This window comes from Clostridium tagluense (assembly GCF_003865095.1).
Taxonomy (GTDB): Bacteria; Bacillota; Clostridia; order Clostridiales; family Clostridiaceae; genus Clostridium_AD; species Clostridium_AD tagluense.
Genome location: NZ_BHYK01000010.1, coordinates 132,914 through 146,367 on the forward strand (window position 1 = coordinate 132,914; position 13,454 = coordinate 146,367).

Here is a 13,454-nt window from a genome sequence, read left to right on the forward strand (position 1 = left end):
TAAGTGTTATAATTTGTATATAATATGACTGTTTTAAGTCATATATATCTAATTTTAGGGGTATGATGTTTATGGATAACTTTGTTTACATATTAGGTAATAAATTTGAGTACGACTTTTTATCAGCTTGGATTAAATACAATAGGATTAAGGAAGGTATTAGTCAAGAAGCTTTAGCTCATGGAATATGTTCTACTAGCCATTTAAGCTATTTTGAAAATGGTAAAAAGAAACTTAGAAGTGAATTAATAGAGGCTTTGCTAAAAAAGCTAAAAATTACTAATATAACAGGTACAAAGGATATTGGGTTAATCCGTCAAAAATTTCATATATTGATGTTTCAAGTAGAAAGTTTTGACTATGAATCTTCTGAAATCACTTATAATGAGTTGTGTACTTTGGAATCTCTCCTGCGCAATTCACCCTATAACATAGAATTTAATATTTATTCTTTAATGTACAATATTTTAGTCGAAAGAAAAAGCTATAACGAACTGAAAGTTTCTATTAATATTCTTGATAAAGTTTACAGCAGTTTAAACCAAGATCTTCAATATATTTATATGTTAATTACAGGAAGATTCATTTATGAATATATGAACCAAACTGAAGGTATCAGAAGATTAGAGAAAGCGTGCGAAATTAAGGAAACTCCATGGATTAATTACCGCTTGGGGGTGGCTTATTGTCTAAATTGGCAGCATTTAAAAGGTGTTATTTACCTGGAGAAGGCATTAAATAGCTATTCACTTTCAGGACGATACATGAATTCTCTACAGTGTCACAGCTTTTTAGGTTCAAGTTATATTTTTTTAAAAATGTACGAACAGGCAGAATTTCATTTGACCTCTGTAGCTAATGGTTCTGATTATTTTACTATAGATAAAAATATCTTTACTGTATATACTAACCTGGCTAAACTATATTTGGATATGGGCAAGTATGATAAATGTATTGAATATTGCCATCTTGCTATGAATCCATTAAACTCATGGGAAACTGATAAACGTTGGATAAAGTCTGCATGGCATGCAAGTGAACAACCTATACTTGGTGCTTGTATTTACATAGAGGTTCATAAAAAATTAAATGATGGTTTCAATTACAAAGAAATATTTGATAAGTTCTTAACTGATGCTTATAAAAATTCCGTGTATTACAATTATGTTTATTGTTTATATTTAAGCATTTTTAATTTTAATGAAGATATATTTTATAAAGAAGTAACAGATATTATATTACCATTTTATAGTTATAAGGGATATTGGGACATTCATTATAAGATAACGCTTTTGCTAATAAAACATCTAGAAAGCAATAGAAAATATAAAGATGCAAATAACTTATACCGTGAGTTATTAAGTTAAATTATCTCCTGGGTCGCTTGTAATATTTGCATTTCTATTTTTAAAATGCTCAATAACCATAAATAGAATAATATTCTATCAGCTTTCTTCTTTCTAGTTACTGATTTTATCTTTATCAACTTATAACATACTACCATTTTGAATTAATCAAATACTCTTCTATCTTTTGGTAGAGTAAATAGAACCCAAATTGAAAATATAATATTTGAGTAGAACCCATTATTTCCTGTATTTAAAGCTATAATAATGTTTGCAATTGTAAAGTATAAACAAAAAAATAAAACTAATCTATACACCCATTTATTTAACTTCAATAATCCAACTCCTATAATCAAAGAAATTATTATTAAAATTATCCTCGCTGGAAGTTCAGGAAAAAATAACATACCATGTCTTAACGCCATGGAAAGACCCCCAGTATCAGTTTTATACGCTCCTGTAATTAACGTAACTAAAAGTACAATTGCTCCAAAAATATAGAATCCCCCAATAAATGAGATATTAGACCATCTTTTATTATTCATTCAACATCACCTCAATCAATTTTATAAAACTTTTTTATAACCATTCTATACACTTAAATTTAATACAGATGTGAACTATGACTTTTTTAGTAATAGAACTAACTTTGTTATATGGAGTTTAGACACTACACTTTTAGCAAAACCTACTCCAATTATCCTTGAATATGATTCATACTACATAATAATTGAGGGGCAATATAAGAATGTAGCGTATGCAACTCTTTGACAAATGTATTTATTTCTTTATTTCCAATATTAGATTTTTGATTTTGGCTATGTTTGCTTCAATGCGTTTAATTGAGTTATTTTCTTTACTGATAGTGTCAATTTTCACCTCTAAACTAACTAAATGTTTTTCAATATCATCTAATTTTTTATCAAGCTTTTCAACCTTATCCAAAGTAATTAATCCCATAAACTCACCTTCCTCTATTTATATGCTATGACTCAAGAAATTTATAAATTATTGGCCTCGTTCATTGTCATTGATTTCGATCGATTCAAGTTCTTTATCATTATCGTTATATTTTTCGATAAATTCTGAAGCAATTAGATAAATTATGCCTACGGTTACCTCCCTACTAAGCAAAGGGTAATAACTCTCTTACAGCAATTTTTCTCAACTTATTGTTTATGTTAATAATTACTTTACAGTCTGGCATATAGTCAAGAAGAACTTGTCTACAATTTCCACATGGTGGTAATATTTCTTCACCATTTTCTCCTCTAACAGCAACTAAACATTCAAATTCTCTTTCACCGTTAGTTATGGCTGAACCAATAGCTATCATTTCAGCACAAGCACCATGACTAGAATAAACATTTACTCCTGTATAAATCTTCCCATTTCTACACCTAATTGCTACAGCAACTGTATGATTATATTTCACCCTATCATAGTTCTTTTTTATGGTTTCAGATGCTTTTTCAATCAACTCTAAGTCTTTTTCAATTAAATCTTCCATTTTGTTTTCTCCTCCTATAAATTTAATTAATAATTTTCTACAGCTACGTCTCAGTGGGGTCAAGTCCAGCGTTGGATTTCAGCTAACGTTTCCTATTACCCACGTTCAAGAGCCTTAGCGTATGGTTTTTGTATTACTATTCATTTAAATATCATAGATTTATAACTTATGAACGTTATACTAAAATTACGTAAAATGAAACTAATAGAAATGCAAAAAATTATGCTATTAGATAATTCTTTTTAATATACTCCATCCATTTATTCTGCAATTGATTCTCTGTTATGCCAAAAATACCCAGAAAGTTATTAGGCGACTCTATCAAATTATATAATTTATCATAACCAAACTCTTCAATTATTGATTCTACTATGGTATATGAGTATTGATATCCATTGCGTTTGAAAAATGTTTCAAAATCCTCGCCAGTATCTAAATCTTTGAATGTAGGAACCGCATTATTTACTAAACCATTCATAACTGTTTTCCTTATCCCATTTTCATTATTGTCTTTTGCTTCGTAACATGCAATCCCTTCATTCAGCCATCTGGGTGTATTAGCGTTTATTTTATTTACTATGATATGGACAAACTCGTGAACGGCTGTATTTAATACGTTATCAAATTGTGAACCTGGTGGTGGGTTTAAAGGAGATGCTATTACAATTTTATCTACCCCAATCCCTCCTCTTATCCAATCAGGTGCATTTGGAAACCCTAAAGCAATATGAAGTTGATTAATGTCTGAATGAATCTCAATATTCAATTTCTCTTGAAGTTGTTGCTTAAATATGATTGTAATTCTATTATAATTATTTTCAAGAACATCTGAAACCTTATCTATACATGTCTTGTCGATTTCAGTATAACAAATTATAAAATGTTGAGTTTCTTTCTTTAAATTTAATTTATAATCTTTCTCTTGATATACCTTTTCAACTTTTACGTTATCCATTTCATTTCTTTTATCTATCATTTTAGATTTCTCCTTTTTTCAATAAAGTTAATATTCTGAATTTTTCTGTTAAGTGCTTCCCAAAATGCAGAAGAGTAAATTAATACATAGGAACTCTTCATTTTTCAATTTATGCAGGTTCTTCTTTTTCTGTAATGTACCATGTACCATTTATATTTTTAACCGTAAATGTAATTGGTACATGGGATGAACCACCTATAATATTATTTTGTAAATCCATTATTTTAACTGAATAAATCATTTTCACATAAACTGTATTATTTTTAAATCTTCGTGAATCTGCCTTTAAGCTAAAATCTATTTTATAAGTTTTTTTATTATCTGCTGGATAAGCATTATATATATTTGTTCTTTCAAATACTTGTTGTGACATATGTTTGGACAATTCATTAGTGTACCCCTTATTAGTTAAAAATGCTTCCTTTACTACATTATAAGTATCTGGTCTTGAAAACCACTTAGGTATAAATTTAGTATATGCATAAGTACTCATAATGCTTAAGCATAGTATTAATCCTATACTTAATATTATATTTTTTTTAATAAAATACTTTACTTTATTAAACATGTATACTCCCCTTTTTTATTCCGACATTTCTTAATAAAGTTTATGATTAGCTAGAACTTCGTCTTAATAAAGGCATGTCTATAACTTATCCATTAATTACTCTTCCAACTATTTGCCGCTTCCTTCCATACAGTAGTACTATACGGTCTACTATAATCATTTTTCTTTTTAGCAATGGATTCGACATGTCTAAAGAAAAAAGTTATTTCCTCTTTTGCTAAATTTAATTGGTGAAAAATTATATCGCACCAGGTTTTTGCATTTATGTATAACTCCGATTTCATAGTATAACAAATGGTATCACTAATATTGTAAGGTATTCTTCTCTCTAAAATGTTAATAGCATTTTCATTTAATTCAAGAATGGTATACGCTGCTCTTTTATCATAATCAAGCGGTAATCCACAGGAGCCTGGGTTTATTATTACCTTTGTATCTATTTCTGCATGCCACTGTATATGTGAGTGCCCAAAAATAACAATATCCGTATCAAGACCATCTAAAATCTTAACAATCTTGTCATCACTGGATAAGATTTTCTGAACATAACATAAGTATTCCTCATGTGAAAAGTTCTCTTGAATCATTCTCTCAACATATTTGGAACTTGAGAGTAAATCCATATTTGTAGACTTAAACAAAAATGCCGGCGCGTGAAACAAATGCATTTTATGATTACTATTTGGTGGTTGGATCTTCTTATCTTCAGGTAAGCCTATTAAATATTGTAAATTATCATCATCAAGTTCTCTATAATTCCAATAAAGAGGAGCAAATTGCTCATATACCCATTCTGATTGATCCGAATTTAATAAAACGTCTAAATATTTTTCTTTGTTCCCTTTGATTACATGGGCTCCCTTAATATTCTTTATAGTATTTACTACTTCATTGGGGTAAGCTAAATCACAATAATAATCGCCAACGAATACGTATTCATCTATAAAATTTCTCTTTGCATCATCAATTACTGCATTTAGTGCTGGCAGGTTCCCATGAATATCTGAAATAACAGCATATCTCATTAATTATCTCCTTATAATATCTCCACTAAAGAATACCTAAAATGTTCTAATTCCAAGCACCTTTTCAATATTAATGTCTAAATCACTACCTTAGTTTTACTTATCTTTTCTTCTTTAAAAGTACAGCCCATAGGAATGATTTTCCCATAGCCACATCTGGTTTATCTATATCTATCATTCTTCTAAACTCAACAATCTCAAAGTTTTTAGAGAACAAATTCCTTAACTTTTCCTCAGTATACCCAATTCCGCCCCTAAGGCTTTTTTGTCTATATACTTCCCAATCCGACATCTGGGGCAATCCATTTTTATTTTTATCATCTTCTGCAGCAAAACAAACTAATCCAAAATACCCTTTTGGTTTTAAAAATTTTTCAATCAAGCTAACATACTGAATTCTTCTATGTGGTGGAATATGGTGCAAACATCCTGAATCATAGATAAAATCATATCCTAATTCTTGTATTGGAATATTAAATATTGAATCACACATAAAATTCACCTTTAATTTTTTTTTGCTAGCCCTTTCTTTTGCCCAAGTTATTGCTTCTTCTGAGATATCAACTGCATCTACATCACATCCATTTTGAACCATATACATTGCATTACGTCCAGGACCACATCCTAGTTCTAATACTTTACTGGATTTAATAATTTCCTTTTGAAAGTATGAAATTAAGTTTTCATCTGGAACATCTATGAAAAAAGGTATATCTTTTTCTCTGTCTTCATAAAATTTATTCCAAAATGGTGAAGGCCCTCTTAAAAACGAATCCAACATTTTTAATATATCTTCGTAATCATAAATATCCTCAATTGGTTTTTTATCTTCATTTTCCTCCATTTTTATCTACCCCTTATTTTAAGCTTTAATTGCATATGCAGTTCTTATATCAATATCAGTTTTTGGAATATAATTGTAAAGGTTTTTTACTTTCGATATATTCTTCTATCATTTTTATATCGGTTATATCTTTTTCTCTTCCTAACTCTGATTTTTGCTTTTTAATGCTTGCTAAACTGCCTACAGGTAATGCATCAATGAATTCTATTTCATCAACAAACCAATTTTCTAGTATTTCTATTGTATCGTTTATCTCCATAATTCTTGAATTATCTTCCGCTAATCTATACGTACAACCTTTTTTTAGAAAGTGCTCAATTAACCTAGTGGTGCACCCTAGATCAATGTCATTTGTTCTTTCTTTAACTCCATGAAGTACTAATCCTGCACCAGAGGTTATCCAATATTCGTTTAAAGGCAAGTTCATAGATTTAAGTATTTTAATTATATCTTCTTTATATAACATGTTGTTATCCTCCAAATATATTAGCATTTCAATCAATTAACCATATAATACCAAGCTAAATGTTTAAGTACCATTCAGGAGCACCATGGGTTTCAAAATCATGTGTGTTAAATATTTTAACTTGTCTCTCCCTTACTTTATCCAATTGGTTATATGCATCATGACCACCAAGCATACTTGCATGGAAATTTAATGCAACAAATAAATTATACTTCCTCCAAAACATATCTGGAACGTTGCCATTAAAATAACCATCTATCTGACCTTTTGAGAACTGTACACTTATTTCATTTGTATATTTAGGAAGTTTAAAAAAATCTTCTACTGGGTCACCCCAATCGAATCTATTAAAATCTATAATTCCAATTAATTCGTTCCCTTTAATTATTATATTCATAGGTTGAAAATCATCGTGTTGAAATCTGATGCAACTTTCCCTTAATATTCTAAAATTTTCTTCAATATAATTCTCTATCTTATCCTGCTTATAAAATCTACAACCTAATTCAAATAATTGTTTTTTCTTTAATTGATACTTTTCCCATCTTTTCTTATACCAGTTAAAAGTTTCTGAAGATTTAATTTCATGGATTTTTCTAAGTTCATTTGCGGCTTCATACCCTAATGAGTACTGTATTTCTTTTGGGAGCAATGGTAATACCTCATCTCCACTTTTTCCTTCTAAATATGTTAATATAGTAATACATACATTGGATTTTTCTAATATAAAAAATTCTAATGGTTTTGAACATTTAACACCATTATTATAATGAATATTTAAATAGTAAAATTCTTGTTTTTTTCTATTATAATCCTTCATATTAGAAACTTTCATGAGTACTGACATGTTATTATTAAGTTGTAGCAAATATTTTTCATCATTACAATAGCCTTTTATTAAAGGTGTAATATTTTCAACTTTATATTTAGTAAGATATGATAATGTTTCATCAATAATTGTACATTGCATGTCGTTCATTAAATGCTCCCCCCTAAATGAACAATTTATATGCGCAGCGATTTAACATACTTATTTATTATACAAATTTTCCAATAGATATTATTACTAGTAATCAAGTTGAGTTTTATAATTCAATCCAATATCTTTGCAATACATTTCCATCATCTTCAATTAACTCATTTTCAAAGATTCCGCCATTTGCAATTATAGTTTTTGCTGAAGCAATATTATCTTTGTCACAAGTTATAAGAATTTGTGTTATCCCTATATTTCTGCACTTCTCAAGAGCCATTTTTAACATTACCTTTGCATATCCTTTTCTTCTTTCGGTTGGACGAATCCCATAACCTATATGTCCAGCAAATTTAAGAAGTTGTTCATTCAAGTAATGCCGTATACTAATTGCCCCAAATACTTTGTTATGTTTATCTACTAAAAAAAATGTATCTGAAGGTACAAGATGAGATGGACACGTCTCATTAGTCTTATATGTTTCTAATTTTTTTAACCAGTTAATGTAATCCATTCCTTTTGGGTTGATTGCTCCTGGATATATATGTTCTTTTGTTTTTTTCCATTCTAATAGCATTTCATTATATTCTTCTTTATGTTCCACTGAAGGAATCACTAAATAAACTTCTTCCAATATAAAACACACCCTTTCCCTTTAATAATAAATTCATGACCTTTACCCTCACTCTGGTTACCTCCTATTTTAAATTCAGATCTGGGTTAATAGAGAAATTTTGAGGACTTTTGTAAATAGAAATTCCATCATACTGTTTTAATTTATGAGCGACGTGTTCTTTTACAGGCATAGTTATTTCAACAAAACTTATTTCACAAAAGAAACCATGAATCACTTCGTAATTTTCTATTACATATTTAACAGATGCACAAAGAGCATTGGCATCATCTGAATCGCCAAGCATAACTGCACAATGTGGAACCCAACTATCTGGTAAATAATATTCATATCCGGAATGGTCACAAAAGCTAAAGATGTTATGAAATTCACGATGCAATTCAAACAATTCACGTGTTACAACTGGAGATAAGAAAATGCATTTTGAATTATTAAAAACACCTATGCTTGAAAGATGTGTAGGAAATGAGCTTATTTGTTTTGTAAGTTTATCTAGTAACTTGTCGCATTTTTCAAAATCAATATTGTTAAACAACCCAAGAGTTATATGAGGGCGTGTTTTCCACTCCAAATAGCGTTTACTAATGCCTTTCTTCGCTATTCCATTTGGTAACCTCATTATTTTTTCTTCTGTTTTTTTATCAAAATATAGCTCAACTGCATAAAGCATTTTTACACTCCTCCCACTATTCATAAAATACAAATAATTTCATTTAAATATCTATAAATCTTATCATTAGGATTAGTTTCAATAAACACAAATTTTCATCTTACACCTTCGATATATAAGAAAGGTTTTGTTACAGGACGTATTTCTTAGGCGTTTGAACCTCTATATACTGCTGTCCTCAATTCGTTAATATACTCTTTTTTTTCTGGCATATCTGTTAATTCAACATGCTCAATTGCTAAATCTATGTCATAGGGTACTCTAGCAAGAGAAATAGTAAATGATGATTCAGTTTTACTATTCAGCTTTCCTTCAATTATTCCATAGGAAGCTTGGGTTATTTCAAGTGGATTACCAACACTTCCAACATTAAAAATGGTTTTTCCATCAAAATTATCTATATGAGCACCATGTATATCGCCATATCCAATTACATCTGCTTCAATATTAAGAGTTGGCGTTGCTGCAAACAATTTCATCCGTTCACTTTGCTTAGTTGAAAGGTAGACTCTATGAAAAAGATCATTTGGCGATGCATGACATAGTCTTAATAACTTTCCGCTTATATAAAATTCTTTATATATTGGTAACTCCTTGAGATACTCTAATCGTTCAACTCCTAATTTTTTCTGATGCCAAATTAAAACTTCATTATCATCTATTTCAGTCATATAATAATCCCAATTACCTTTAAGTACAACTTCGCAATGTTCTCTGATTTTATCTACCACTTCCACTGAACTAGGGCCTTTGCCTGCTAAATCACCCAGACAAAAAATTGTCTTAATACCTCTATTTTCGATATCTTCTAATACAGCTTCTAGTGCTGGCATATTTCCATGAATATCTGATATTATTGCAATTCTTTTCATATTACGCTCCTCATTTTTTATAATTACTTTTAGAATCATCCTAATTTTATTTCAAACAATAATCTTATTTATTGCCTTGTAACTTTGGTTTTATAATAACTATGCCCTTTAATATTTCAAATTCTCAATGCCGAGAAGCCTACAGAGAGCTGACTTAGCTTCCTAGGTGTAGCTTGTCTATCTTTTTAAAATTCAAAAGTATTCTCAATAACACCTGGCAGTATGCTGTATATAGATTTGCCCATTTTTCCCTCGAAATTTTTTTTTAGTTCCATGAAGGCTTTCCATTTTGGAATATTATATTCATTCATTCCATGTCGCAGGGCAACATCAATCACTTTTTTATTTAAAATCGTGCACAACATTCCATGTTTCTAAATGGGCCATGCCGGTAGGGTAACTGTTACCCTATATATAGATTATAAACCATAAATTTACACAAAGCTATATGAAAATTGAAGGGCACTGTAAAAATAAAGCATTTATTGTGAATTAACCTTAGAAAAACAAAATAATTGGTTAATTGTAAAATAAAAAAAGAAATCAGCATGCTTCACAGTAATGTGAACTGCATGCTGATTTATAATTTTTGATAATAATTTAATAGATTCTCTATTTTTTCTTGAATAAGGTGTTTTAGCGATTCAGGTTTTACTGATAGGATAGAATTACCATATTTAATGAAATAATTTGCAATAAATTCTTCTTCACCTAAATTATAGAACCCTTTTATAAGTGTCTTAGTTCCACTTTCTATTTTCATTGATGGATAATGCTCTTTATAAAAAATATCCTTTGCATGCTTTAAAATTTCCACTTCAAACTCAACACTTTTATCAGATTGATAAAATTCTAAAGAACGGTTGATGAGCTCTTCAACAGAAAATTGTGATTTATCATTATGAAAGTCTAACAAAGTTATTCTATCACATCTGAAAACTTTATATTTATTTGTATTCATCTCTATTCCAGTAGCATACCACTGTCCAAACTTAGCAGAAATTTTAAAAAACTGAATATGGTAACTTACTTGTTTGTTATTTTTTAAATATTGAATCTTACAACTAATTTCATTAAGAATACTTTGTAAAATTTTATCTAAAAACTGACTAACATTATTATGCTGATACGCTTCAAATTGTAAAACTTTTTTCAGCTGATGAATTTGTTTTATTTGTTCTTTAGAAAGACAATCTTCAAATTTTTCATTTAGTTTATTAACACTTAAATGGAATGGCGTAGATTGATAAGACTCTAACGTCAACATTGCAAAATATAAAGCATACACTTCATCAAGAGTAAAAATAATAGGTGATAATAACCTGTGTTTTAAGATACCATAGCCTCCATGTCTACCATACTCTGAAAAAATAGGCATACCTAATTGTTCTAATGAAGTAATATCACGCAAAGCTGTACTTTTTGAAATATTATATTTATCCATTAAATCACCCAAATTAAAGAACTCTCGACTATTTAAGTATCTTATCATTTCATTTAATCTTTCTGATTTTTTCATACAATCCCCCTATTAAAGGTGTCATATTTTGATACCTTTATATATTATAATAAATTTAAGGTAATATATCAATTTTATAAAATATATACCTGAAAATCACTATAAAAAGGAGATTGATACTATGAGTAAAACACTAGAAAGTGCTATTTTTCTTTCAATGAATGGGAAAACACAAGAAGCTATAAATTTCTATAAAAAACATTTCAATGCAGAGGAATTATTGCTGGTTACATACCAAGATATGGCAAAGCGAGATAATACAATCCAGATTACTGATGAAAATAAAAATTATATCTCTCACTCTATTTTATTAATTGGAAAAACTAAAGTAATGATTGCAGAAGATACAATGGATACTAATGAAAAATACAAAGTTGGTAATAACACATCATTATGTATTCAAAGTGCTGACTTAAACGAAATTGAACATTTTTATAATAGCTTAATTACAGATAACAGAGTTAGAATCATCGTTCCATTATCTAAAAATGTATTTAGTAAAGCATACGGAATTATTGAAGACCCTTTTGGTATTCAAATTCAACTAATGTTTGATAATAGATTGAAATGAAAAGAATCAGCATGCTACGCATCTTCAATGTGAGATGCATGCTGACCCCTTATTTCCTATTCAAATTCAAATGCAATAACATACTCTCACAAAGAAATCGAGGAAATTAATATTGTAAGGAGGAGTGTTTTATGTAATATATTTCCAGGGAAATTTCAAGAAATTATATCGATGAGAAAAAGTTTATAAGCCCAAATGAGGTTCTAAATTCCATGAAGAATATGTTCAGAGATGTTCTTCAGGAGGCATTAGAAACGGAGATGGATTCAGAACTTGGAGCAGTAGAGGTTAATATACCTCGTGATAGAAATAGTGAATTTGAACCTAAAATCAATTAGTATTTAAATAATCATATAGACTTTTAATAAAAAAATTTTTAAACCCGGAAATAACACCTACATTTTCACTTTTATTACCCTCTAAATCATAATAGTATTTCATGCTTTCCATCTCTACAGATAATGAATCTAACGGAAAACCTTCTCTATATTTCTTATGTGGTTTGTCTACAATATAAAATTTTTCGGAATATATATCTTCACCGTCATATTTATAAATATTATTCTCATCCATTACCAAACATATGGAGTTCTTATAATACGCAATTAACTTACCGCCATATCTTGTTGCTAAATTGCTATAGTAACTGAGCATCTCTATATAAGTCAAATTGTCTCCATGAATTCTTTTTATAAGTACACCGGGTTGGTCTTTTTCATCAACACCTTCAAAATATAATCCAGTATCACAAGAAAATATGGGTTGTTTAATCTGTTCAAAATAAGCCATGGCTTTTTGTGTTGCATTTGATAATGGATTTTTACCAGTTTCTTCAGCCTCTTTTAATTCCATATCGAGAGCTCCAAAATCAGTAATACTAATATTCAATCCGTCCAGCATCTTACTTATTGAAGTGTTCTTATGATTTCATATAAAGTTTAAGAAGGAGCTACATTAGGATGAGAAGTTTTTTTATGAAAGAGTAAGTAGTAAAGACCAATCTTTAGAAAGACAAGTTTCTACGGCTAAAGACCTTGGAATACAGGATTAATACATATTTATAGAAAAAGCCAGTGGTAAAGATTTTAATAGACCTGAATACCATGTTTAATATATAATTAAATTATATGTAATATTATTAATCAAAAATATATAAAAAAACACCGTTCAGCCAAGGCGAACGGTAGTGTTTTGTTAGATGTTGTTACCCGATTTTATCTATATTTGTACAATTTTCATTGTTTATTGAGGCATTAATTCTCTTCTCAATTTTTCAATATCTTTTTCATTAAGTTTAGAGTACTTTTTGATTTTTTCTATATCTTCCCCATCTAAAATCATTTCTTTTGCCATATTGTAGTGCGTCAAAATATAGCTTTATGGAACTGCATTCCTAAGTCAAATTATAACTATAATACTAATAATTATCTAGTGGTTATTTGCTTTTTTACTAAGCAGATTATTCCTATAACAAAGCTCC

Annotated in this window: 15 protein-coding genes and 2 pseudogenes; 3 read left to right on the forward strand and 14 right to left on the reverse strand. The window is 29.1% G+C overall.

Going from position 1 to position 13,454, the window contains the following annotated elements; genetic code table 11:
* Nucleotides 1-71: 71 nt before the first annotated feature.
* Complete coding sequence (locus tag Ctaglu_RS11075) at nt 72-1,367, forward strand: helix-turn-helix domain-containing protein (protein ID WP_185732678.1); 1,296 nt, start codon at nt 72-74, stop codon at nt 1,365-1,367.
* Nucleotides 1,368-1,510: 143 nt separating this feature from the next.
* On the opposite strand, the gene Ctaglu_RS11080 is transcribed toward Ctaglu_RS11075, so the two are convergent.
* The 13 genes from Ctaglu_RS11080 to Ctaglu_RS11145 all read right to left on the reverse strand — a co-directional run bounded on the left by Ctaglu_RS11080 (nt 1,511) and on the right by Ctaglu_RS11145 (nt 11,403).
* Nucleotides 1,511-1,891: a hypothetical protein gene (locus tag Ctaglu_RS11080; RefSeq protein WP_125001399.1), complete on the reverse strand. Its 381-nt coding sequence runs from the start codon at nt 1,889-1,891 to the stop codon at nt 1,511-1,513.
* Between the two features lie 235 nt (nt 1,892-2,126).
* Nucleotides 2,127-2,306, reverse strand: coding sequence for a hypothetical protein (locus tag Ctaglu_RS11085; RefSeq protein WP_125001402.1), 180 nt, complete (start codon nt 2,304-2,306; stop codon nt 2,127-2,129).
* Nucleotides 2,307-2,472: 166 nt separating this feature from the next.
* Nucleotides 2,473-2,856 carry a cytidine/deoxycytidylate deaminase family protein gene (locus Ctaglu_RS11090; RefSeq protein ID WP_125001405.1) on the reverse strand — a complete coding sequence of 128 codons (384 nt, stop codon included), beginning with the start codon at nt 2,854-2,856 and terminating at the stop codon, nt 2,473-2,475.
* A gap of 220 nt (nt 2,857-3,076) precedes the next feature.
* Nucleotides 3,077-3,832, reverse strand: a complete 756-nt coding sequence (locus Ctaglu_RS11095; protein WP_125001408.1) for a peptidase MA family metallohydrolase — start codon at nt 3,830-3,832, stop codon at nt 3,077-3,079.
* A gap of 109 nt (nt 3,833-3,941) precedes the next feature.
* Nucleotides 3,942-4,400 (reverse strand): hypothetical protein, encoded by a 459-nt coding sequence (locus Ctaglu_RS11100; protein WP_125001410.1) that lies wholly within the window; start codon nt 4,398-4,400, stop codon nt 3,942-3,944.
* Between the two features lie 92 nt (nt 4,401-4,492).
* Nucleotides 4,493-5,425 carry a metallophosphoesterase family protein gene (locus Ctaglu_RS11105; RefSeq protein WP_125001413.1) on the reverse strand — a complete coding sequence of 311 codons (933 nt, stop codon included), beginning with the start codon at nt 5,423-5,425 and terminating at the stop codon, nt 4,493-4,495.
* Nucleotides 5,426-5,525: 100 nt separating this feature from the next.
* Nucleotides 5,526-6,269: a class I SAM-dependent methyltransferase gene (locus Ctaglu_RS11110; protein ID WP_125001416.1), complete on the reverse strand. Its 744-nt coding sequence runs from the start codon at nt 6,267-6,269 to the stop codon at nt 5,526-5,528.
* Nucleotides 6,270-6,324: 55 nt separating this feature from the next.
* Nucleotides 6,325-6,735, reverse strand: a complete 411-nt coding sequence (locus Ctaglu_RS11115; protein ID WP_125001419.1) for a hypothetical protein — start codon at nt 6,733-6,735, stop codon at nt 6,325-6,327.
* A gap of 55 nt (nt 6,736-6,790) precedes the next feature.
* Nucleotides 6,791-7,714, reverse strand: coding sequence for an aminoglycoside phosphotransferase family protein (locus Ctaglu_RS11120; RefSeq protein WP_125001422.1), 924 nt, complete (start codon nt 7,712-7,714; stop codon nt 6,791-6,793).
* A gap of 106 nt (nt 7,715-7,820) precedes the next feature.
* Nucleotides 7,821-8,342: a GNAT family N-acetyltransferase gene (locus tag Ctaglu_RS11125; RefSeq protein WP_233439755.1), complete on the reverse strand. Its 522-nt coding sequence runs from the start codon at nt 8,340-8,342 to the stop codon at nt 7,821-7,823.
* A gap of 64 nt (nt 8,343-8,406) precedes the next feature.
* Entirely contained in the window at nt 8,407-9,012 is a 606-nt protein-coding gene (locus tag Ctaglu_RS11130; protein WP_185732679.1) for a 2'-5' RNA ligase family protein, read from the reverse strand.
* Between the two features lie 146 nt (nt 9,013-9,158).
* Entirely contained in the window at nt 9,159-9,884 is a 726-nt protein-coding gene (locus tag Ctaglu_RS11135; protein WP_125001428.1) for a metallophosphoesterase family protein, read from the reverse strand.
* Between the two features lie 580 nt (nt 9,885-10,464).
* A complete protein-coding gene (locus Ctaglu_RS11145; RefSeq protein ID WP_125001434.1) occupies nt 10,465-11,403 on the reverse strand; it encodes a helix-turn-helix transcriptional regulator in 939 nt (312 codons plus the stop codon).
* 121 nt (nt 11,404-11,524) lie between these two features.
* On the opposite strand from Ctaglu_RS11145, the gene Ctaglu_RS11150 reads away from it, so the two are divergent.
* Nucleotides 11,525-11,974: a VOC family protein gene (locus Ctaglu_RS11150; protein ID WP_125001436.1), complete on the forward strand. Its 450-nt coding sequence runs from the start codon at nt 11,525-11,527 to the stop codon at nt 11,972-11,974.
* 140 nt (nt 11,975-12,114) lie between these two features.
* Nucleotides 12,115-12,306 (forward strand): annotated as a pseudogene (locus tag Ctaglu_RS26575) (IS256 family transposase); the annotation flags it as partial.
* On the opposite strand, the pseudogene Ctaglu_RS11155 reads toward Ctaglu_RS26575, so the two are convergent.
* Nucleotides 12,305-12,886: pseudogene (locus tag Ctaglu_RS11155) on the reverse strand (non-canonical purine NTP pyrophosphatase); the annotation flags it as partial. The pseudogenes Ctaglu_RS26575 and Ctaglu_RS11155 overlap by 2 nt on opposite strands.
* Nucleotides 12,887-13,454 lie beyond the last annotated feature (568 nt).

Excerpts from the sequence above, each read along its gene's own strand:
- Ctaglu_RS11075 (WP_185732678.1), top strand. The coding sequence starts at position 72 with ATGGATAACTTTGTTTACATATTAGGTAATAAATTTGAGTACGACTTT.
- Ctaglu_RS11080 (WP_125001399.1), bottom strand. The coding sequence starts at position 1,891 with ATGAATAATAAAAGATGGTCTAATATCTCATTTATTGGGGGATTCTAT.
- Ctaglu_RS11085 (WP_125001402.1), bottom strand. The coding sequence starts at position 2,306 with ATGGGATTAATTACTTTGGATAAGGTTGAAAAGCTTGATAAAAAATTA.
- Ctaglu_RS11090 (WP_125001405.1), bottom strand. The coding sequence starts at position 2,856 with ATGGAAGATTTAATTGAAAAAGACTTAGAGTTGATTGAAAAAGCATCT.
- Ctaglu_RS11095 (WP_125001408.1), bottom strand. The coding sequence starts at position 3,832 with ATGATAGATAAAAGAAATGAAATGGATAACGTAAAAGTTGAAAAGGTA.
- Ctaglu_RS11100 (WP_125001410.1), bottom strand. The coding sequence starts at position 4,400 with ATGTTTAATAAAGTAAAGTATTTTATTAAAAAAAATATAATATTAAGT.
- Ctaglu_RS11105 (WP_125001413.1), bottom strand. The coding sequence starts at position 5,425 with ATGAGATATGCTGTTATTTCAGATATTCATGGGAACCTGCCAGCACTA.
- Ctaglu_RS11110 (WP_125001416.1), bottom strand. The coding sequence starts at position 6,269 with ATGGAGGAAAATGAAGATAAAAAACCAATTGAGGATATTTATGATTAC.
- Ctaglu_RS11115 (WP_125001419.1), bottom strand. The coding sequence starts at position 6,735 with ATGTTATATAAAGAAGATATAATTAAAATACTTAAATCTATGAACTTG.
- Ctaglu_RS11120 (WP_125001422.1), bottom strand. The coding sequence starts at position 7,714 with ATGAACGACATGCAATGTACAATTATTGATGAAACATTATCATATCTT.
- Ctaglu_RS11130 (WP_185732679.1), bottom strand. The coding sequence starts at position 9,012 with ATGCTTTATGCAGTTGAGCTATATTTTGATAAAAAAACAGAAGAAAAA.
- Ctaglu_RS11135 (WP_125001428.1), bottom strand. The coding sequence starts at position 9,884 with ATGAAAAGAATTGCAATAATATCAGATATTCATGGAAATATGCCAGCA.
- Ctaglu_RS11145 (WP_125001434.1), bottom strand. The coding sequence starts at position 11,403 with ATGAAAAAATCAGAAAGATTAAATGAAATGATAAGATACTTAAATAGT.
- Ctaglu_RS11150 (WP_125001436.1), top strand. The coding sequence starts at position 11,525 with ATGAGTAAAACACTAGAAAGTGCTATTTTTCTTTCAATGAATGGGAAA.